Below are 23,249 nucleotides of genomic sequence, written 5' to 3'. Positions count from 1 at the left end.
TATTTATATTTTTGCTTTGCTTTTTATATATTAAATTTATTGACCTAAATACCTTCATTTTGTTAGCCATATCTTTTCACCAAATACTAACACAAAAAAAGTCCGCATCTAAATTAGCGGACTTTTATGACTATAATATATGATTTTTTACATAAGCTATTCTATTTAAGCAAGTTTCTTTTCCTAAAACTTCCATTACTTTTGGTAAATCTGGGCCATGCATTTGTCCTGTCAAAATTATTCTTGACCCCATAAATAAATTTTTCCCTTTTATTTTATACTCTTTTTGTATCTCTTTAAGCATTGTTTGACCAAACTCAGCATTTAATATTTCTGCTTTTTCTATTTTTTCTTGTAAGGCATCTATTAAAGTAGGTATATGTTCTAATTTTAGGAAGTCACTTCCTTCTTCAGTTTCTATCTCTACATTATCTCCAAAGAATATACTCGCATGCTCAGTAACTTCTTTTACATATTGTAATTTTTCTTTAAGCACTGATATCATACTCTTTAAAAATTCATACTTACTAGTAGCTTCTGCTTCTGTTATAAACCCATCTTCTATTAAAAATGGTATAGCTAAATCTGTTAGGTAAGCATCATCACCGTCTTTTATATAATGTTGATTAACCCAGTTTAACTTTTCAGTATCGAATACCCCTCCACTTTTAGATACTCTTTCAACAGAGAAAGCTTTTTCTAACTCTTCCATTGTAAATAACTCTTGATTATCTTCTGGAGACCAACCAACTAATGCTACATAGTTTACTAATCCTTCTGGTAAATATCCTTTTTTCTTAAAATCTTCAACTGCTACATCACCTTGTCTCTTACTTAATTTTTTCTTTTCTTTATTAAGTATATTTGGTAAATGTACAAATACTGGCGCTTCCCATCCAAATGCTTCATATAAATAAACATGTTTTGGAGTAGATGATACCCACTCTTCTCCTCTTATAACATGTGTAATTTTCATTAGATAATCATCTACCACTACTGCAAAATGATAAGTTGGGAATCCATCTGTTTTCATCAAAACTTGGTCATCTAAATCATTAGTATTGAATTCCATGTCTCCTCTAACTAAATCAGTAAATTTAATTATATGATTTTCTGGTAATTTTAATCTTATAACATATGGTACTCCTGCTTTTATATTAGCTTCTACCTCTTCTTTAGATAAGTTTTTGCAGTGACCATCATATTTAGCAGTTTCTCCTGCTGCCTTTTGAGCATCTCTTACTTCATCCAATCTTTCCTTTGTACAGAAACAATAATAAGCTTTTCCACTATCTAAAAGTTGTTTTATATATTCTTGATATATATCTAATCTTTGAGATTGAATATATGGTCCATATTCTCCTTTTTGTATTACTTTTTCATTATCATCTAATATAACTCCCTCATCATGATTGACGCCAGCCCATTTCATAGCATTAAGCATATTTTCTATAGCACCTTCTACCAATCTACTTTGGTCTGTATCTTCTACTCTTAATATATATTCTCCGCCCATTTTCTTTGCAAATAAATAGTTATATAAAGCAGTCCTTAAACTACCTATATGTACAAATCCTGTTGGACTTGGTGCAAACCTTACTCTTATATTCATTTTTACTTCCTCCTGATATTTTATTCAATATAACTATAATATTAAACTAGTACATTGTTTTGCAAGTTTATTTTTAATCAAACTTAATAATAATATCCTTTTTATTCAAAAATACACATGTTTATTATATCAGAAAATACTAGATTTAATTTCATAAATCTTTCTTTTAATCCATTTATTTTTCCAAAAATTAAAGGTATTATTTATAACTATTCATAAATGCTTCTTGTATATGTTTCTTGCGATTAGAATCGTCTTTAACATCATTTAAAGATAAAGTTTTACTTTTAAAATTTTTAATCTTCTCATTTATATTATTATCACCTATTAAAATTATTATTAATCTTAACAGAATAGTAAAAAACAAAAAACTGGGATGTAAAGTATTAAATACTTTACATCCCAACTAAATTATTTTTACATTTATTTAAATATATGATTCTAGTATGCTTTTGCCATTACTACCATATGCTCTGCTTCTTTTCCACAATATACACACTTGTGACCTAAGTTTTCTTGTTCAAAAGGTAAGCATCTTATAGTTGCCCCTGTTTCTTCCTTAATCTTTGCCTCACATTCAGCATCTCCACACCACATAGTTTTTATGAATCCTGGTTTTTCTTCCAAAGCTGTTCTAAATTCATCCATATTTTCAACTACAGATGTGTTATCTTCTCTATGTTTTCTTGCTCTTTCAAACATATCATTGTGTATAATATCAAATAAATCATATACAGCATCAGCTAATCCTTCTAAAGGCATAGCACTCTTTTCTAGAGTATCTCTTCTAAATATCATAGCTTGATTATTTTCTATATCTTTTGGTCCAATTTCAATTCTTATTGGTACACCTTTCATTTCCCACTCATTAAATTTCCATCCAGTTGTATAGTTATCTCTATCATCAACCTCTACTGTTACTCCTTTAGCTTTTAAATCTGCATATATTTTATCAACAGTTTCCATTACATTGCCTTTTTTAGCAGCTATAGGAACTATAACAACTTGTATTGGAGCTACTCTTGGTGGTAATACTAATCCTCTATTATCACTATGAGTCATTATAAGCCCACCTATAAGTCTTGTAGATGCTCCCCAAGATGTATGATATGGATTAGCTAAGTTGCCTTCTCTATCTGCAAAAGTAATATCAAACGCTTTTGTAAAGTGTTGTCCTAAGAAGTGACTTGTACCTGATTGTAATGCTTTCCCATCATGCATCATAGCTTCTATAGTATATGTTCTCTCACCACCTGCAAATTTTTCACTTTCACTTTTTTGACCAGATACAACTGGCATTGCAAGTAATTCTTCACATAAAGCTTTATATATTTCTAATTGTTGTATTGTTTCTTGTTGTGCTTCTTCTGCTGTTTCATGTAATGTATGACCTTCTTGCCATAAGAATTCAGATGTTCTTAAGAAAGGTCTAGTTGATTTTTCCCATCTAACAACTGAACACCATTGATTATAAAGATATGGCAACTCTCTATATGATTTTAGCCATTTAGCATACATTGTACATATTATAGTTTCTGAAGTAGGTCTTACACATAGTCTTTCTTCTAGTTTTTTATTTCCTCCATGTGTTACCCATGCAACTTCTGGAGCAAACCCCTCAACATGCTCTGCTTCTTTGTTTAATAAACTTTCTGGTATCAATAATGGAAAATAACAGTTTTTATGTCCAGTTTCTTTGAATTTTTTATCCATAAATTCTTGCATTTTTTCCCATAAAGCATATCCATATGGTTTTACAACCATAAATCCTTTTACTGGTGCATAATCAACTAAATCAGTCTTAGTTATAACATCTGTATACCATTGTGGAAAATCATCTTCCATCTTTGTTATTTCTTCAACAAATTGTTTTTCATTTTTTGCCATCTTAATTACCTCCTCATTTATTATGTTTTTATACAAAAACACCCTTTTATCTTTTTATATAGATAAAAGGGCATTTATAAAGTACAACTCTGATTATCTATACAGTAGCTTTCTTTAAATTATTATCCTAACTTAACATTGTTTTTGATAAATTCTGCTTTTACTTTTTCACTTATTTCTTCTATTTTAATTAATTCTTTATCTTCTTCGTATCTAAGTTTAAATTCTACTTTACCTTCATCAATATTTTTACCTACTGTAATTCTCATAGGTATTCCTATTAATTCTGAATCATTGAATTTAACACCAATTCTTTCATCTCTATCGTCTAACAAGACTTCTACACCCATATCTTGTAAATCATTATATATCTTTTCAGCTAATGACATTTGTTCCTCATTTTTCATATTTGCTGGAACTATCACAACATGATATGGAGCTACTGATAAAGGCCAAATTATACCTTTTTCATCATTATGTTGCTCAATTATAGCTGCTGCTGTTCTTTCTACACCTATACCATAGCATCCCATTATTATAGGTTTTGATTTACCATCTCTATCAATAAAGTTTGCATTCATAGCTTCTGAGTATTTAGTTCCTAACTTAAATATATGTCCTACTTCAACACCTCTAGCTATTTCAAGAGGTTTACCACATACTATACATTTGTCACCTTCTTGAACATTTCTAAAGTCTCCAACTATACCCTCAAAATCTCTTCCATAGTTAGCATTTCTTATATGATACTCAGTCTTATTAGCTCCAACAACTATATTTCTTTGCTCAACAATTTCTTTATCTATAAAGACATAATCAGCATTTACTCCTATTGGTCCAGCAAACCCAACCTCTGCATTAGTTACTTTTCTTACAACGTCGTCTGTAGCAAGTGCAAATTCTATAACAGAACCTATTGCATTAGATACTTTAACTTCATTAACCTCTCTATCTCCTCTTACAACAACTACAACTGTTTTCCCATCTGCTTCATACACTAAAGTCTTAGCAAATTTATCTGGAGAAGCATTTAGGAATTCTTCTAATTCTTTTATTGTAGCTGCTCCTGGTGTATGAACTTCTTCTAATTCCTTCATTTCTTCTTTTTCTGATACTGCATTACAAGACTCTGCTCTTTCTACATTAGCTGCATAATCACATCCACTACAGAATACAACTTCATCTTCTCCAACTTCTGATTTAACCATAAATTCAGCTGATGTAGAACCTCCTATAGCTCCTGAATCTGCTTGAACTGGACTGTTATCTAATCCACATCTATCAAATATACTTACATATGCATCAAACATATCTTGATATGATTTATCTAATCCTGCTTCATCTACATCAAAACTGTATGCATCCTTCATTGTAAAAGTCTTAGTTCTCATAACACCAAATCTTGGTCTTCTCTCATCTCTATACTTAACTTGTATTTGATACAAATTAAGTGGTAATTGTTTATATGAAGTAATCTCTTGTCTTATTATGTCAGTAAAAGCTTCTTCATGTGTTGGCCCAAGGCAGTACTCTCTTTCTGTTCTATCTTTTAACCTAAACATTTCTGCACCCATAGCAGTCCATCTTCCAGATTCTTTCCACAATTCTGATGGAAGTAAAGCCGCACATAGTATTTCTTGACAATCTTTTTTATTTAATTCTTCTCTAATTATTTGCTCAATTTTTTTAAATACCCTTAACCCCATTGGCAATTGATTATAAACCCCTGAAGTCATTTTTTTTATCATTCCTGACCTTACCATTAATTGATGGCTTGTAATTTCAGCATCTGCTGGAATCTCCTTCAATGTTGGCATAAACATTTTAGACATTTTCATTAATAAATTCCTCCTGAATATTGTTTTCCTGAAAATACAAAAAACCTCTCATCTCTATACAAGTATAGAGACGAAAGGTTTGATTTCCGCGGTACCACTCTAGTTAGCTATATAAATAGCTCTCTTTAGGGAATGTAACGGTTCCTACCGTAAAGATTTTTATACCTTTAAGCTAAAAGACAGGTTCAAAGACTTCCTCTTGAAAACTCTCACCTCTGTTTTCTCTCTGTGAAGATTTCATCATTTTACTATTTCTTTATCATAGCTAATTTTATATTTATATTAATTTTACTTAAATTCACATATTATAGATATTCTATATAGGCCTATTATTTGATATCCATTAAACTTATTACTAATAATATATTAATTATTCTGACTTGTCAATAATAATAAACAAATACTTTGTGAAGCTATTCCTTGTTTTGCACCTGTAAAACCAAGACCTTCTTCTGTAGTTGCTTTTATATTTATGTTTTCAATATCTGTATTTAAAACTTTTGCTATATTTTTTCTCATATTCTCAATGTGGGGAGCCATCTTAGGACTTTGAGCAATTATAGTACTATCTATATTTCCAATTTTATACCCTTTACTTGTTATTAGATTATATACATGTTCTAGTAATTTCATACTATCTATTCCCTTATATTTTTTATCTGTATCTGGGAAATGCTTACCTATATCGCCTAAAGCTAGTGCCCCCAAAATAGAATCCATTATTGCATGTATCAATACATCAGCATCAGAATGACCTAGTAAGCCCTTATCATGTGGTATCTCTACTCCACCAATTATAAGTTTTCTTTCTTCTGCCAATTTGTGTACATCATATCCCAATCCTATTCTCATATAATTCTCCTTCTACTATTCACTTCATCTCTTTTTTCCATGTTTAATATTTGTTCTGCTATATTTAAATCTTCTGGACTCGTTATTTTTATATTTTCATAAGAACCCATTACCATCGTAACACTTTGCCCTATATTTTCTACTAGCATTGAGTCATCTGTTCCATAATAGTTAGTCTTATACGCTTGTTCGTAAGCATTTATTATAAGATTATATTCAAAAGTTTGAGGGGTTTGTGCCGCCCACAATAGTCTTCTTTCTGGAGTTTCTTGTACTGTACCATCAGATACTATTTTTATAGTATCACTTACTGGTACACCTACAACTACGGCCTTTTTTTCTTTAGCCATTTTTATAGATTCATTTATTATTCTGTGGTCTACAAAAGGTCTCGCTCCATCATGAATAAGTACTATATCACAATTTTTATCTAGTTTTTTTAATCCATTATATATTGAGTCTTGTCTTTCTTTTCCGCCATATGCTATTTTTATATTTTTAAAGTTATATTTATTTATTATATTTTCCTTAAAAAAATCTTCCTCTTCTTTTTTTATACATACCACAATTTCATCTATATTTATATTTTCGTAAAAAACTTGAATTGTATGCGCTATGATTTCTTTTTCTCTTAATTTTATGAACTGCTTATTTACGTCTAAGTTCATTCTCCTTCCACTTCCTGCCGCAACAATTATAACACTATACATGGTATCACCTCGTATTTTATTTTTACCTATCATTTATTAAAACTTTTAATGTTTTTATATTTTAACCATCTGATTAATTATATATTAAATTTTCAGTTGTATAAATAGGTAATATCCATTTTCTAACCTAAAATATGTGCATCTGTTGCAAATTATATTGATTTTTCAATAACTTCATCTTTTTATTTTACAACTTTGTAACAGTTTGTATATCTATAAAAAATGTTTAAACCTCTAGATTGATATAAAACAAGTTTATCAATCTAGAGGTTTTGTATTAGAATATTAAATTAATTAAATCTATGTAATTCGGATAATTTTCTAAAATATTGTTTTTTATTTCTTGTTTATCAAAATCTACTTCTATCAATTTATCCATATTTACTATACCATCTATACAAGAAATAAAACATTTTGATATTTTCCATTTATTAACATGTAAATTGATTTTCCTTCTATTGTCAATTGGTAAAACTATTTGAAACTTAGGCGTTTTATTATATATCCATTCTGTTTTTTTATATTTATCTTCTACCAGATTGCATACACTTTTGATATCATCATCGTCTAATTCAATTTCTTTTATATTTTTTATATTATTTTTTATATAATCAACACAATAATCTAAAAAATAGTTTATATCTTTTTTGAGTAGAAAATTAATATTTGTAACTTTACTTGAAACAGACTTAGTTGCCTTTGATTCTGTTGATTTATCTGAATTTAAATACTTAGTTAATTTATTTAAATCTGAATCATAAAGAAGAGTTCCATGATAAAGAGAATTTTGCCTTTTTATAGATTGTGCAGAACCAGAAATTTTTTTACCATTTAAAAATAAATCTTTTCTTTCTGTTGTAGATACATTTAATCCCAATGATAAAAGCATACTTTGCATAAATTTAGTATGTTCTAAAAAATCGATTTCATGAAGATTCCTATTTTTTTGTATAAATGACATATTGATATTTCCTAAGTCATGATACACAGTACCTCCACCAGATATTCTTCTTAAAATGGGAATTTCGCCATTTTCAATAACATCATAATGTATCTCCTGATATGGATTTTGATTTTTTCCTATAAAAATAGATTCTTCATTTCTCCATATGATTATGATATCATCATTATATTTCTCATTTAAAAATAGATACTCTTCTAGAGCTAAATTAAAGTAAGGATTGGTGTTTTTGTTTAATAAGTAATACATAAAAATTCAGACTCCTTTTATATTTTATCTTACTATTTATTTTAAATTAAAATAAGTTTATATAGTATTTAACTTTAAATTATTCTTTCTAAATCATTAAACCTATTATAACATAATACAACTCCTTACTATTACTGAACATCTGTGTTTTTTATTATTCTGAGAGTTTTATTAAATTTACTTATCCTGACCATACACATTAAGAAATACATTTCTAGCTCTTTGAACTTCTTCATCTGGTAATAATACTGGTGTCCCAATTGATTTTGCTAAATAATATACTTTTGCTGCATCTTCTAACATTACAGCTGCGGTAAGTGCATGCTTTACAGATGGACCAACTGCAATTACTCCATGATTTGCCAAAAGACATGCTCTCCTATCACCTATTACATCAATAACACATTTTCCCATCTGATTAGATGTTGGTGGTGAAAATTTTGCAACTGGAACTGAACCTCCTACCTCATTTGCAAGAGTTGTACTTGCACATTCTATAGACTCATTTAAAATTGCAAAGCAACTTGAATATGTAGAGTGTGTATGTATTATACTATTTATATCATCTCTATGCTTATATATATATAAGTGGTCTGGTGAATCTACTGATGCCTTCCATTTACCATCTACAGTATTTCCATCTATGTCTATTAAAACAATATCACTTGGTGTAAGATTTCTATAATCCATTCCACTTGGTGTGATTGCTATATATCCAGTTTCTTCATCTCTTCCACTTACATTTCCTCCTGTCAATGTAACCAAATTATAGTTTAGAAGGTCTAAAGACGCTTGTAATACCTCTTTTCTCAAATTTTCTAATAACATTAGCTAAATCCTCCCATTTATTAGAAACATAGTTCTATATGTTCCTGTTATATATCTTACACAATAAGATTTTATTTCCGCTATTTTAATTGAAAATTCTAAAAAATCTTTATAAAATTTAAACTTATCTATTTATACTAAATATAAGCCAATTTTAATTTGAAATTTTCATTTTTATAGTTCATTACTCTTTAATCTTTTATTTCTAAATTTTAATGATTCTGGATGCAAACATTCTTCTAATTCAATAAAATAATTATATAGTTCTGTATTGTCATTAAACATGTTTGTTTTTATCCAATATCTCCCCTTAATAAAACTACCATCATTAATTTTTAGATACATTTTTTTGTCATGAAATTCTCTTATTCTTATTTTTTTTATATCTTTAATTTCATACTCATGTGTAGAATTAAATGAACTAAAATATATATATTTATTGTTCATAGTAATCATGTTAGGATTACTTGAGGATACAAAAGTATTAAATATTCCATAAGTACAAATAACTATCATCAAGCTATATATATTAATACTAGGATTTATATAATTATTAAATAGTGCATAAATCAATATTAAAATCATAAAAATCCCTGGTATTGTTACACTAACTATATATCTTTTAGAATCATATATATATTTTTTCATAATTTATACACTCCTTAATAAAATTACATTTAAGCTTCATCTTGTGTAGATAATACTTTATTTTCCTTTATTATTCTACTTCTATTATAGATAGCCATCCCTAAAGCTATAACTGCCAAAATTATTCCTCCAATTACTTTGTAATTCATAATTTTTACAAATACCCAGCTTAATGGATTTGCTCCATCACAAATACTTGAAATCATAGTTGCTCCTTCAGGCATTTTAAAGCTTGCATTTAAAGCCATTTGAGTAAATAGTGGTGCTAAATTAGTTGCTATTAATAGCCCAGAAGTAATAATAACTATTCCTATTATTAAAGTTCTAAATACATTTCCTTTTGTAATTGGAACGATTAAAACAAGTGCAAATGGTATTACAGCTAAATCTGCAAATGGTAAAACTTTATTACCTGGTAATATAGCTGCTATAACTATAGTTAGAGGCACTAGTACTAATGCAACTGACAATGTAACAGGGTGTCCTATTCCTACTGCAGAATCTAAACCGATGTATATTTTACCTCTATTTTTAAATCTCTTTTCAATAAATTCTTGTGCTGCTTCTGATACTGGCAACAAACCTTCCATTAATAAAGCCGCCATTTTGGGAATTAGTATTAAAACAGCTCCCATAGTTATCCCTAACTGCAATATACCTTTTATGTCATACTTGGCTGCAATACCAATTATTATCCCTATTAAAGACCCCATTATTAAAGGTTCTCCAAATAGGCCAAATTTTTTTTGTAATGTATCAGCATTTATTTCAATTTTATTTATCCCTGGAATCAAATCTAATACTTTATTTACAACTATAGCAATTGGAACAAATGCTTGTGTAAATCCATGAGGAAGAGATATACCTGGCATCCCTAAGTATTCTTCTATCCCTGGGGCCGTTAAGTCTGCCATTACTAAAACAATTACCATATTTGCTACTGCTGCAAATACTCCCCACATAACATTTTGCGTAGCCCCTGCCACCAAAGCTCCTGTAAATGCAAAATGCCAGTAATCCCATATATCTACATCGACAGTTTGAGTTGTATTAGTAATTAACATAACTATATTTACTACAAGTCCTATTGGAATAATTAAAGCACCCACTGTTGATGCAAAAGCTATAGCTGATGCTGCTGGCCATCCAACATCTATTATGGATAGGCTTAATCCTAAGTTCTTAACCATTTGTTGTGTAGCTGGACCTAAGTTATCTGTTAACAAAGCTATAATAGTATTAAGACCTATAAATCCAACTCCTACTGTTAAACCAGCTCTTAAAGATTTTCCAAGTTTTGTACCTAATATCAAGCCAAAAATACATATTATTATTGGCATCATTACTTGTGCACCCAAACCAACAATGAAATTTAATATCGCCATCTAAACTTCCTCCTTCATTTAATTTTCAGTCTCTAAAACCGCAAAATTTTAGAGACTATTTCATTTAAAAATTCAAATTATAACTCTAATTTTTCAAGCACTTCTTTGATTAATTTATCCATTCCTACTCCAGTTAAAAAAGGCAGCCCATTTATTACAGGTGTTTTTATACTACTAGATATTTGTGTAGTACAGATTATTAAATCATAATCTGGTGCTTTTGAAGCTACCTCTACTACTTTACATTGTGTAATACTAACCCTATCTAATTTACCAGCTTCTTCTAATGCCTTCTTTAACTTGTTTATAGCAATTGTTGAAGTACATACTCCTGTTCCACATGCAACTAATATTTTTTTAGCCACATTATTCACCCCCATTAAAATTATTTTATTTTTAAAGATATCTGTAATTAGAAATCTTTGATAACTTTTTATATTTTTAATACTATTTTTGTATGTGTTTAATTATTCAACTTAGAATTTAATAAATCACTTAAACTTTCTTCTCTTAAATCAATAATATTATTTAACATATTTTCATCTTGGAATATGGTCATGAGTCTTTCTAATAGTTGTAATTGCTCTTGTGGCTCTTTAACTGCCAGCATAAATATAACCTTTACATCAATTTCAGTGTCATCTGTACCCATCATTATGAATTTTACAGGTTTATTTAATATGCCAATAGCTATCCCTGGTTCATTTACATGGACTATATCTGTATGCGGTATTGCTACTCCATAGATTCCTGTTGGCAGTCCTGTAGCATATTTTTTCTCTCTTGCTATAACTGCTTCTATATAACTTTCTTTTACATATTGTTCGTCAAACAAACGTTGTCCTAAAAACTTCAAAGCATCTTCATTACTTGATACCTCAATATCTTTAAAAATTAAATTACTACTGATTATTTGCATTGACTCCATCTAATATCATCTCCCTAATAAAATCTCTATCTTTAATGTTTTTAATTTTTTTAAATTCATCTGTTTCTATAAATGTAAGTAGAGTATTCAATGGATTAAAACATTTCTGGTCTACAGCTAGTAGAAGTATTATTTTTACTTTGTTTTTACTCCATACAATAGGATTTTTTAAGATAGCTATGCTTATTGCTGGTCTGATTACATCAATTCCATCTGTATGAGGTATTGCTATTCCGTCTGACAACTCAGTTGGAAATAAATTATCTCTTTCCACTACTTTTTTATAGAAATTTTTTGTTACATAGCCTTTTTCTCTAAGTTTTTTGCTCATGTATTTAAGTACTTCTTCTTTTGATTTAATTTCTAAATCTACAAATATGTCTTCTTTTTGGATTAAATCAGATAATTCATATTTTTTATTTGTTTTAGCAATTTGATTTGTATCAATTAAGTTATTTATTTGATTTAATTTTGTTTTATCATTAATGTCTACTAGGCTAAAAAATGGGATGTTTGGTATCTGAGGGTCAATTGTTCCAACTATTGCGATTACATTTTTTTCATTACTTATTTGTTTTATCTCTAAATCAAGACTTGGATATTCAATCATACCAATAGTCTCTATATCAACCTTTTCATTTATCCCTTTAATGCTTTCCTCTAAACTTTGCTTTATCTTGCAAGCTCCTCCTAATCCAGTAATACATAATGTTACAATTATAGGCTTTCTATTGTCTACTTTTGAGTTGTTCTCTTTGCTAACTTTATCTTTTACTAATGGCTCTATATTTTTAACTTCATCAACTATCTCATCTATTGTTAAATCTGGTAGAACTGCTCTTCGTATGACTTCTATACAGAGTAATGTATCAAATCTAGATATTGTTCTTATATCAATCCCTGTTTTTCCAGAGATAATATCTCCAAAGTACGAAAGGGAACCCATATCAACTAATATAATTACTCCTCTTCCTTCATCAATATCTTTTATTACAGTAGTAGCTTCTTCAATCATTTCTTCTGGCTTTTTCTCAAATGGCATATCCAAATACCTTGCATGATTAATACCTAATAACTTATTGGTAACCTCACATACAGATGACGCAACTCTTCCATGAGCCATTAGAAGTACACCTATCTTTTTTTGTTCAGAAATTTCTCCTCTACTACTCATTTTAAAATATATTGCTATTATACCTATTTCTTCTTTTGGCAAATTTATATTGTATCTTTCCTTTAAATGTTGTGCTACCTTTTCTGCTACAGAATACTCTAATGGATAGTTTCCTATTATCTCTTTTAAATGAGCATTTGATATTACTTTTCCTTCTTTTAATCTTTCAAAAGCTGCTTTTAAATGAATTGCTAGACATAAGTGTAGATTTGGTTCTAATGAATTAAGATACTGTGATGCTATTTTGATTACTTCACAAGTTAACTCTACAATGTATTTTCCAACAATCGGACTTATATCAGGTAAATTCTCAGTGATAGAAACTTTCTTAACTTGTTTTATGTACTTCTGAATACAGCTTTCTAATTCTCCTCCAACAATCCTGTTAATAACATCAAAGTCTAAACCTTGTTCTAATAAATCAATGTGTCTCCTTTCAGTAAGCTTGTATATTTCATCTGGGAAAGTATATATATCTTCATTTTTCTTTTCTATCTCAACTTGAAGGTCTGAATCTATAATTAAATCTCCATCTACATAATTTTCTATCTTTCCTCTACAATTTCTTATCCTTATTAGACCTTGTTTCACATACCCAGGTACATCTGATATATTTATAGTTACTTCTTTTTGTTTATTTGTAAGTTGATTTAATAGTCCTCTAGCACAAGCTACTTGAATGTCACTTCTAAGCTGACCTACATTTCCTATACAATCATAAAGCATAAGAGCTTTTAGGACATCTGATTTTATGTGTATGTTGGCTCCCATTCGTTGGGCTTCTATCAAGAAAAAATTGTTTATAATGTCAAATCTTTCGTTTAATGGTCTTGCAACCAATTCTGGGATTTCAATTGTCACAGGTATACGTCTTTTAAAGGTATTAAGTAAATGAGAATCTATTGGCTCAGAAGTTGCAGAAATAATCATTACATTTATTTTATTTGTAAGCTTTGTTTCTCCTAATTTTCTAACCATTCCCTTATCAATCAATTGAAAGAGTATTTCTTGACCTTCATAAGGCAATCTATGTATTTCATCTATAAACAATATACCCCCATCTGCTTTTGATACTAATCCTTCTTTAGTTTCATCAGCTCCTGTAAAAGCACCCTTAACATGACCAAATAATTGAGATAACAAAAGTTGTGGATTTTCTGAGTAGTCTGCTGCATTGAAAACTATAAATGGTGCATTTTTAGGAAATCTAGATGATTCTACTGCAAAGTTATACATGCACTCTGCTAACTCGCTTTTTCCAACACCAGTTGGACCCATAATAATAGTATGCAACCCATGGGGAGGATAAAGTATAGCTGCCTTAGCTAATTTGACGATTGTACTTAAACTTCCAGTACTTCCTATTAATTTATCAAAGGCCACATCTATTTTTTCTTCTTTAGCATTTAGTTCCTCTTTTTTATCATCATTTTCTTTATCATGTTTTAAATCACCAGAATCTTGGATTTCTTTTAAATACTGTATAACTGTAAATCTTGATACAGTAAATCCAATACTATTTAATCTTCTTGTTATATCATTTTTATTTATATTTTTTTCTTCTTTTACAATATCTTTTATAGCTTTAATCAAAACAACTTTTCTTCTTTGTCTAGAATCTTCTATTTTTAATTCATTTCTTAAAAAGGTAACGTCTTCTCTTCGAATATTTAACATACTTGAAATTGCTTCATCTGTTAAAGGATTTTTCTTATCTTCATTTTCAATTAAGCTTTTTATTCTTTGCCTCATTTCTAATTGTCCCTCCTTACTATTTATATAAGCAACTTACATGCCACATAGTGTTTTTTTTGTGCCATTTTTCACTTCATAAACTTATAACGTTTAAATTAAGCTATTCTTTTATTTAAATATTAAGAAAATTTTTTTTATTTTTCACAAATAATACTTTCGTAAAAAACAAAAAAATCTTTTCTCTTAAATTTTTCTGTAATAAATCTAAAATGACACCCTTATTCTATATTACTATCTTTTTTGTACAACAAAAACTACAAATAACCTTATGATATATTTTTCCAAAAAGAAACCCCTTTTGTATAAATAAATACATTTATACAAAAGGGGTTTGGCTAAGTGAGTTTTTAAAGATTTTATATATTATATAAACTTAGGTTAATAGCTTATTTTTTTGGTAAATGTAAGCATTCACCACTTACATCTGCTAAAGCTTCCATCAGAGCTTCTGAAGTACATGGGTGACCAAAAATCAAGTCACTAGCTTCATCAGCAGGTATTTCTAATGCTTTAAATGATGCTGCATGATTTATAAGTTCTGCTACACCATATCCAAACATATGCACACCTAAAATTTCCCCATACTTAGCATCTGATATTACTTTTACATATCCTTGCTCTTGTCCAGAAGCTAAAGCTCTTCCATTTCCAGCAAAGTTAAATTTACCAATTTTTATATTATATTTTTGTTTAGCATCTTCTTCTGTAAGTCCAACTGATGCAACCTCTGGAACTGTATAAACACAACTAGGTAATGCACTTAAATCTGCTTCTTCATCCATACCTAAAGCATTTGAAGCTGCTACTTCTCCCATTTTAAAAGCTGCATGAGCTAGCATTATACCTCCAGTAACATCACCTACTGCATATACACTTGGTACACTTGTTTCCATTTTACTATTTACAACTATTGAACCTCTATCTATTTTAATATCTAAGTCTTCTACACCAGATAGATTAGCTTGTCTTCCTATAGCATATAGACCTAAATCTGCCTTTATTGGTTCTTCTCCTTCAATACATACTATTATTTTATTTCCTTCTTCTTTAAATTCAGAAACTTTCTTTTCAGTTAATATAGTTATTCCCTTTTTCTTAAGTGAATCTCTTAAAGACTGGCTCAATTCTTTGTCCATTCTTGGAATTATTCTGTCTTCCATTTCTATTATAGTTACTTTAGAACCTCTTGAGTTGAATATCTCTGCAAATTCACAACCTATTACTCCACCACCAATTATTACTAACTCTTCTGGTACTATGTCTAAATCTAAAGCTTCTGTACTAGTTATTATTAATTTTGATTCTATTCCTTTTATTGGTAAGATTCTCACCTTAGAACCAGTGGCAATTATTGTATTTTCTGTATCTAAAACTTTTCCATCTGATAATATTACTTTATGGGCTTCTTTAACAGTAGCTTTAAGATTAAAGACATCTACACCTCTGCTTTTTAACAATCCACCAACACCAGCTGTAAGTTTTTTTACTACTCTATTTTTATACTTTATAGCCTTTTTTATATCTTGTTCCTTATCAACAGATACTTTTACACCTCTTTTTGATAATTGTTCAATTTCTTCTAATATTTCTACTGTTTTTACATAAGTTTTTGTAGGAATGCAACCTCTATTTAGGCAAGTTCCTCCTAATGTGTCCTCTTCTACTAATGCAACTTTGCCTCCTAATATAGCTGATTTTAGTGCTGATAAATACCCTCCAGGTCCTCCACCTACTACTACCACATCATAATCATGATTACTCTCTTTTTTAATTGTCTTTTCTTCTTTTATTTCTATTTTTTCTGTTTCAACAATTAAATCTTCTTTTGATACGTTTCCAGATAAGTATTTAGCCTTTATTTCTTCTTGCTTTTCTCCCTTTTCTGCTATTACACCTATTACTGTAAATACTGGTAATACTTCTCCTTCTTCTTTATGTATAATTGCAGCAAGTATACCTTCTCCTTCTGATTCTATTTCCATGTTGACTTTATCTGTTGTTATCTCTAGTATAGGTTCTCCAATTTTTACTTCTTCGCCTTCTTGTTTTAGCCAAGATACTATAGTACCTTCTTCCATAGCTACTCCAGCTTTTGGCATTATGACTTCTACTGACATAGGCTATCCTCCTATTTATTTTTTATATATTTTAGTTAATCATCTTATATTCATACAGATATCTTTTACATACAATAATTTTAAATCTAGTAAAATTAAATACATCTTTTTATGTGGTCTATTCAATCTATTTACATAAAGAGTAAAATATCAAAACCTATACGAGCATTGCTAATGGATTTTCTAATAATTCTTTTAAATCTTTTAAGAATTTTGCTGCTACTGTACCATCTATTATTCTATGGTCTGATGTTAATGATAAATTCATTATAGGTTTTATTTTAGCCTCTCCATTTACTGGCACAAACTTATCTTGAGTTGCTCCTACCCCAAGTATCGCACTTGAAGGCATATTTATTATAGGTGTAAATGTCGTTATACCATACATTCCAACATTGCTTATAGTAAATGTATTACCTTCTTGGTCTGCTGGTAGAAGCTTTCCTGTTTTTACTTTTTCAGCAAGTTCTTTGCTTTCTTTAGCTATTTCTTTTAGCGATTTTTCATTTACATTTTTTACTACTGGGACATATAAACCTTCATCTAGTCCAACAGCAATAGCTATATTTATATCTTTATATCTAAATATTCCATTATCTGTCCATGCTGAATTTAATGCTTGATGCTTTGGAAGTACTCTAGATACAGCCATTACTATTAAATCTGTCATTGTTAATTTTACTCCAGTTGATTCTTTTACTGTATCTATTAATTTTGCTCTAAGTTCTTTAAGTTCTGTAGCATCTACCTCTATATTGAATGTAAATACAGGAGCACTGAAGTAGCTTTCTGACATTCGTTTTGCTACAGTTGCTCTCATTGGATTTGGCTTTTCGAACTCTCCTTCTACAGTATTAAACGTACTTAAATTCTCATGTTTTGATTCTATTTCTTTTGTTTCATTAGATTTAGATACATCAGTTGATACGATAGTCTCTTGTGTATGTGCCTTTTCTATATCTGCTTTTTTTATTTTTCTATTGTATCCAGTACCTACAACATTTTCTAAATCTATATTTAAATCCTCTGCTATTCTTTTTGCTAAAGGAGTTGCTTTTACTTTATTATTTTCTAGATAATTTAACACATCCACTAGATGTATTCTTCCATTTTCTCCACTTCCAATCAGCCTATCTAACTCTATATTGTCTTTTCTTGCTTGGTTTTTGGCTGCTGGTGTGGCTTTTACTTTATTTGCCACCATTTCTATCCCCCCTTATCTAACAATTAAAGATTTTATTGCATCTTCTATTTCATCAATTCTTGGGACTACTGCTTTTTCTAGCTCTGGATTATATGGTATTGGCACATCTTTTCCACATATTCTTTTTACTGGTGCATCTAAATAATCAAATGATTCACTTTCTGTTATTAATGCTGATATTTCTCCACCTAGACCACCAGTCTTAGCTGCTTCATGGCAAATTAAAACTCTACCAGTTTTACATACACTCTTTATGATTGTCTCTTTATCTAATGGATATAAAGTTCTTAAATCTATAATTTCTACATCTATATTTTCTTTTGATAGGTTTTCTGCAGCTTCTTCAACACTTTGTAACATCCTTCCATAAGTGATTACTGTAACATCAGAACCTTCTTTTTTAATATCTGCCTTTCCAATATCAATTACATAATCTCCCTCTGGGACAATTCCTTTTTTTCTATATAACAATTTGTTTTCAACAAATATTACTGGATTATTGTCTCTTATAGCTGCTTTTAATAATCCCTTAGCATCTGCTGGTGTTGAAGGTGCAACCACTTTTACTCCTGGTACATGACAAAACCATGCTTCCAAACTTTGTGAATGTTGTTCTGCTGAACCAGTTCCAGAACCTCCAGGACATCTAACAACCATTGGAACCTGAGCCTTCCCACCAAACATATATCTCATTTTTGCTGCTTGATTTACAATCGCGTCCATAGATATTGTAACAAAATCCATAAACATTACTTCCATAATTGGTCTTAACCCAGTTGCCGCTGCACCTGCTGCTGCTCCTGCTATAGCTGCTTCTGATATAGGAGTATCTCTTACTCTTTCTGGGCCAAATTCATCTATCATTCCCACTGATACGCCAAATGCTCCTCCATATATCCCTATATCTTCTCCCATAAATATTACATTTTCATCTCTTCTCATTTCTTCTGACATTGCTTCTTTTATTGCTTGTGCATATGTTAATTCTCTTGTACTCATTTTTATTTTCCTCCTTTACTATTTTTAGTCTGCATATACATCATCTAATAAAGATTCTATTTTTGGATTTGGGCTATTTTGAGCAAATTCTACTGCATCTTCTATTGATTTTTTAGCAAAATCTTCAATTATATCTAATTCATTTTCATTTGCCATATTATTTTCTATAAGATAATTTCTTAAAAATTTTATAGGGTCTTTTGCCTTCCACGATTCTATCTCTTCTTTCGTTCTATATACATTTGCATCTGATTTTGAATGACCTAGCCATCTATAAGTCCTACTTTCAATTAATACAGGCCCTTCCCCTCTTCTACATTTTTCAGCAGCTTTTTGTACTGTTTCATATACTTCTATTGGATTATATCCATCTATTGATATTCCTTCTATACCATAAGATGCTGCTCTTGTTGCAACACTATCTATATTCATGTGACGTTTTATACTTGTTGACATGCCATATAGGTTGTTTTCACAATAAAATATTATTGGTAATTTCCATATTGATGACAAGTTTATTCCTTCATGAAATGTACCTTCATTTGATGCACCATCACCAAAACTACATAAAACTATTTTTCCTGTCTTTTTATATTGTTGTGTAAGTGCAGCGCCAGGAGCTATAGTAAGACCTCCACCTACGACTCCATTTGCTCCTAAGTTACCTGACTCAATATCTGCTATATGCATTGAGCCTCCTTTTCCTTTACAAAATCCAGTTTCTTTTCCCATAAGCTCAGCCATCATTTTATTTAAATCTATTCCCATTCCTATAAATTGGCTATGACCTCTATGAGTTAATGAAACCAAATCTCCTTTTTCTAATGCCATTACTGCGGCTACACTTGAAGCTTCTTGACCTACTGATAAATGAGTTGTTCCATGTACCATACCTCTTGCAAAAAACCAACTAACTTTCTCTTCAAACTTTCTAGCTTGATTCATTCTCTTATACATTTCAAGTAATGTTTCTTTTGATAATGTCATATCAATTCCCTCCTATTAATTTTTATCTATATTTCTATTAGTCACAATCTTCTAATAATTCAAGTGCTAAACTGTGATTAATTGCTAAGCTATTTATAAATTTGGCTTTTAATGATGCTTTTATTGCTTCTATCTTTTCATCTCCTGAAGCAACACCTATTGTTCTTTTTATCTTTTTTAAATCATTTAGTTTTACCCCTAGTACCCTTTGATTAAATTCAAGTATAGAAGTTTTTCCTTCCTTATCAAAAGCTTGCAAACAAATTGCGCCTATTGAGTTATACTTTTTTAAATCATCTATATCTTCTTCATGCATATATCCAGAAGCCATTATCGTTGAGTTTAAACTCATAGGATTTCCTATACCTACAATTGCAATAGTTGTTTTATCTATTAAGTCTAGTACTTCTTTAATTTTTTCATCCTTACAAAGCTTTTCTTTTGTAGATAAATCAGACATCACAGCAGGAGCATGTAATAACTTAAAATCTCCTCCAAAAGCTCTTGCTAAACTTACAGCTATTTGATTTGCGTGTATATCTATTTCATTATCTCCAATTCCTCCTAGTAAAGGTATGAACGTAACATTTTTACAGTTGCTTTTTTCTACATATCTAGGAATTTCTTTTAGAGTTGTTCCTATGGAAACCCCAATTATATCATTTTCTTTTACTACTCTGGTAAGATATTCAGACACAGCTCTTGCTAATTCTTGTTTTTGTGTTAATGAGTCTTGTTTATCATCTACCACTATTACTTCTTTCAATTTATATTTTCTTTCTAAACTTCTTTCTATTTTTTGATAGTCATTTTTTAAAACATCAACTATTTGTATTTTTACTATTCCTTGCTCAAAAGCTTCTTTTAATATTCTTGATATTGTTGGTCTTGATATTCCCAATTGATTCGCTATTTCTTGTTGATTCAAATTATCTTCATAATAAAGTGAACAACACTTCATCATTAACCTTAAGTCTCCAATTTTTTTCATTTTCCTTCCTCCAAAATCAAGATTTTTCAATTATTTTTACATTTGTTCAATGATTTTACTTAATTTCAATAACATTATAGAAGGGGTTCGTATAAAAAGTCAACTGTTTTTTTTGTATAATTAAAAATAAGTTGTTACATTAAAGATTATTAAAAAATATGCTTTCAGCTTTTGCTAGTGTACCTTATTTTGTTACAACTCTACTAAAACTTAACTAGCTAATAGTATATCTATAATTATATAAACGAGATTAACTATTACTTCTGACATACTGGTACGCATGTTATCTATTACATTTGATTCTTAAGATATTTTTGCATATAAAAAACACCGAGATAGCTTTCTTGTATCACCGTGTCCTTAAAAAAGCGAAACTTAATCACACAATTTAGATTATATAGTATTTCTTATTACTAAATATCACCTTCATAGAATCAAAATCAATCGTGCATTTATAGCTTTTAAAATACTTATGGATTATTAAAACTTCTCCCAAAAACCCAACTTCCTCATTATGATATCTTTCATAATCTGTTGGAAATTTCCCAAATCTATTTTTTAGTTGCAAATTACTTAAATAATATTTAAGTACCAAACTCTATTATCCCTCTGTTTTAAATTTGTCAAAATATTGTTTTACAAGAACATTATATAGTTTTTAAGCTTATGTATACTTTCTATTCAGATATTCTACTTGTGCATAAAAGTAAATAGCATCTGTTGAAGCATTCTTTAAACTTACCAAAGGTTTTAGTATCTCTTGTGCTTCTGTAAAGTTTTCCAGCGTAAATAGTGTTTGATTATATTCTAATTATAGAGTTTCATTATTTATTTTTTATAATATTTTTCTTTAAGTTCATTTGACTGTTTTTCATAATTTACATGTGTAGGTTCTTTTGCTGGTTTAGGTATTGATTTAGGCTTTGAGACCTTTCAACTAGGTGTTCTGATCTGTACATGATGATGTGTTACACCAACAAGCAAAACTTCATATAATAGAATGCTTAATCCCCTTGATTTTAGTTATTTCATTATTTCTTCTTCTGTTTTTATTCTGTTCTTACTAACAAGATACAACATGAAAATTAAATAAAGGTAAAGTAAGAGTAAAAATAAAAAAGTGTTTATTACTAAATTTTGCATATTAGAAAATAAATATGGTATAAGCATCAATAAAAATATTAAATTTAACAAAACAGAAGCTCACTTAAGTTCTTCATAAAATGGAAAAATATCTATGTTTATAAAGTTTCAACTACATATAAATATAGATATCATATTACTGATAATGATTATTTTACAAATCAATATTTATAAATTTATGCTATGTATAAAACAACACGGAGATACTTATCATGTATCGCCGTGCCCTTAAAAATGAGACTTGATTATATCTCTTACTCCCCTACTTTCTCAAAAGAAAGAGTGTTAAAATACATGTATTTTAATAGTAGTTCTTATAATATAAAGCAGTATTAACAAACTTTAACTTACATACTATTTCTACTTACTGAACATCATCTTCATAAAATCAAAATTAATTTTCCATTTATGATCCTTCAAATAATGATGGTTTACCAAGCCATCTCTAATAAATCCAACATCTTCATTATAATCCAACACTCAGCCTGTAAAAAACATTCAATACTATTTAATAGTTTCAAATTACCTAGCTCATATGATGAAAGATCAAAAGTGCCTTCCTTGTAGTAAGTAAATCGAAATGTACTTTATAAATACACAGTTTATTAATAAGTCATATGATTATAGTAATTTACCATAAAATACCTTTACACAAAGATTGAAGAAGCTTGGATTATTAAAAAAATCACCTCAATATAAACCATATAATATTGTAGATACAAAATATTATATGGTTTATTATTATAAATATGGTGAACTTTATACTATTTTAGAATCTATTAATAAATCAAGTAATACATTTAGATATTAATATTTTATGTAGTTAAAATTATTTAAAATTCTTACTTAAGTCACCTTCTTTTAAAGACAATATGTTTGATTGAAGATAAAAAAATAGTTTATCTAGTAAAACCGCATCTAAATTATTTAATATATCTTAAAAAGTATATTTTGTATAGAAAAATGGTGCTATAATGAACA

The 23,249-nt window shown here is 29.1% G+C and carries 17 protein-coding genes and 1 other annotated feature; all 17 genes read right to left on the bottom strand.

The genetic code is table 11. The features are described 5' to 3' along the window. Positions 1-130: 130 nt before the first annotated feature. The 17 genes from gltX to IC218_RS20580 all read right to left on the bottom strand — a co-directional run bounded on the left by gltX (position 131) and on the right by IC218_RS20580 (position 21,125). Complete coding sequence (gltX, locus tag IC218_RS20660; RefSeq protein ID WP_227437069.1) at positions 131-1,612, bottom strand: glutamate--tRNA ligase; 1,482 nt, start codon at positions 1,610-1,612, stop codon at positions 131-133. A 441-nt stretch (positions 1,613-2,053) separates the two neighbouring features. Then, on the bottom strand, positions 2,054-3,499 hold the full coding sequence (proS, locus tag IC218_RS20655) for a proline--tRNA ligase (RefSeq protein WP_227437072.1): 1,446 nt from the start codon (positions 3,497-3,499) through the stop codon (positions 2,054-2,056). A 122-nt stretch (positions 3,500-3,621) separates the two neighbouring features. Then, a complete protein-coding gene (locus IC218_RS20650; RefSeq protein ID WP_227437074.1) occupies positions 3,622-5,337 on the bottom strand; it encodes a proline--tRNA ligase in 1,716 nt (571 codons plus the stop codon). 63 nt (positions 5,338-5,400) lie between these two features. After that, positions 5,401-5,609: a binding site (T-box leader), on the bottom strand. 94 nt (positions 5,610-5,703) lie between these two features. After that, on the bottom strand, positions 5,704-6,189 hold the full coding sequence (ispF, locus tag IC218_RS20645; protein ID WP_227437075.1) for a 2-C-methyl-D-erythritol 2,4-cyclodiphosphate synthase: 486 nt from the start codon (positions 6,187-6,189) through the stop codon (positions 5,704-5,706). Further along, the gene (ispD, locus tag IC218_RS20640; RefSeq protein WP_227437077.1) at positions 6,186-6,899 is read right to left on the bottom strand and encodes a 2-C-methyl-D-erythritol 4-phosphate cytidylyltransferase; all 714 of its coding nucleotides are present in this window, start codon (positions 6,897-6,899) and stop codon (positions 6,186-6,188) included. Before ispD ends, ispF begins: the two co-directional genes overlap by 4 nt. Before the next feature lie 277 nt (positions 6,900-7,176). Beyond that, positions 7,177-8,109 (bottom strand): biotin/lipoate A/B protein ligase family protein, encoded by a 933-nt coding sequence (locus IC218_RS20635; protein ID WP_227825411.1) that lies wholly within the window; start codon positions 8,107-8,109, stop codon positions 7,177-7,179. A 177-nt stretch (positions 8,110-8,286) separates the two neighbouring features. Further along, entirely contained in the window at positions 8,287-8,937 is a 651-nt protein-coding gene (locus IC218_RS20630) for a class II aldolase/adducin family protein (protein ID WP_227825410.1), read from the bottom strand. 174 nt (positions 8,938-9,111) lie between these two features. Then, positions 9,112-9,585 (bottom strand): hypothetical protein, encoded by a 474-nt coding sequence (locus IC218_RS20625; protein ID WP_227825409.1) that lies wholly within the window; start codon positions 9,583-9,585, stop codon positions 9,112-9,114. Between the two features lie 29 nt (positions 9,586-9,614). Next, on the bottom strand, positions 9,615-10,970 hold the full coding sequence (locus IC218_RS20620; protein ID WP_227825408.1) for a PTS galactitol transporter subunit IIC: 1,356 nt from the start codon (positions 10,968-10,970) through the stop codon (positions 9,615-9,617). A 77-nt stretch (positions 10,971-11,047) separates the two neighbouring features. Further along, positions 11,048-11,350 carry a PTS sugar transporter subunit IIB gene (locus IC218_RS20615; RefSeq protein ID WP_227437087.1) on the bottom strand — a complete coding sequence of 101 codons (303 nt, stop codon included), beginning with the start codon at positions 11,348-11,350 and terminating at the stop codon, positions 11,048-11,050. 83 nt (positions 11,351-11,433) lie between these two features. After that, on the bottom strand, positions 11,434-11,898 hold the full coding sequence (locus IC218_RS20610; protein ID WP_227825407.1) for a PTS sugar transporter subunit IIA: 465 nt from the start codon (positions 11,896-11,898) through the stop codon (positions 11,434-11,436). After that, positions 11,873-14,824 (bottom strand): sigma 54-interacting transcriptional regulator, encoded by a 2,952-nt coding sequence (locus IC218_RS20605; protein WP_227437091.1) that lies wholly within the window; start codon positions 14,822-14,824, stop codon positions 11,873-11,875. Before IC218_RS20605 ends, IC218_RS20610 begins: the two co-directional genes overlap by 26 nt. 389 nt (positions 14,825-15,213) lie before the next feature. Next, positions 15,214-16,944 carry a dihydrolipoyl dehydrogenase gene (lpdA, locus tag IC218_RS20600; RefSeq protein WP_227825406.1) on the bottom strand — a complete coding sequence of 577 codons (1,731 nt, stop codon included), beginning with the start codon at positions 16,942-16,944 and terminating at the stop codon, positions 15,214-15,216. Positions 16,945-17,101: 157 nt separating this feature from the next. Continuing rightward, entirely contained in the window at positions 17,102-18,148 is a 1,047-nt protein-coding gene (locus IC218_RS20595) for a 2-oxo acid dehydrogenase subunit E2 (protein WP_227483622.1), read from the bottom strand. 12 nt (positions 18,149-18,160) lie between these two features. After that, entirely contained in the window at positions 18,161-19,147 is a 987-nt protein-coding gene (locus tag IC218_RS20590) for an alpha-ketoacid dehydrogenase subunit beta (protein WP_227483621.1), read from the bottom strand. Positions 19,148-19,171: 24 nt separating this feature from the next. Further along, positions 19,172-20,134 (bottom strand): thiamine pyrophosphate-dependent dehydrogenase E1 component subunit alpha, encoded by a 963-nt coding sequence (locus IC218_RS20585; protein ID WP_227437098.1) that lies wholly within the window; start codon positions 20,132-20,134, stop codon positions 19,172-19,174. A gap of 37 nt (positions 20,135-20,171) precedes the next feature. Continuing rightward, the gene (locus tag IC218_RS20580; protein ID WP_227437100.1) at positions 20,172-21,125 is read right to left on the bottom strand and encodes a sugar-binding transcriptional regulator; all 954 of its coding nucleotides are present in this window, start codon (positions 21,123-21,125) and stop codon (positions 20,172-20,174) included. Positions 21,126-23,249: the final 2,124 nt, after the last annotated feature.

Origin of the sequence: Clostridioides sp. ES-S-0005-03 (assembly GCF_020658455.1) — a bacterium.
Classification (GTDB): Bacteria; Bacillota; Clostridia; order Peptostreptococcales; family Peptostreptococcaceae; genus Clostridioides.
This window is presented reverse-complemented; position numbering and strand designations above follow the sequence as displayed.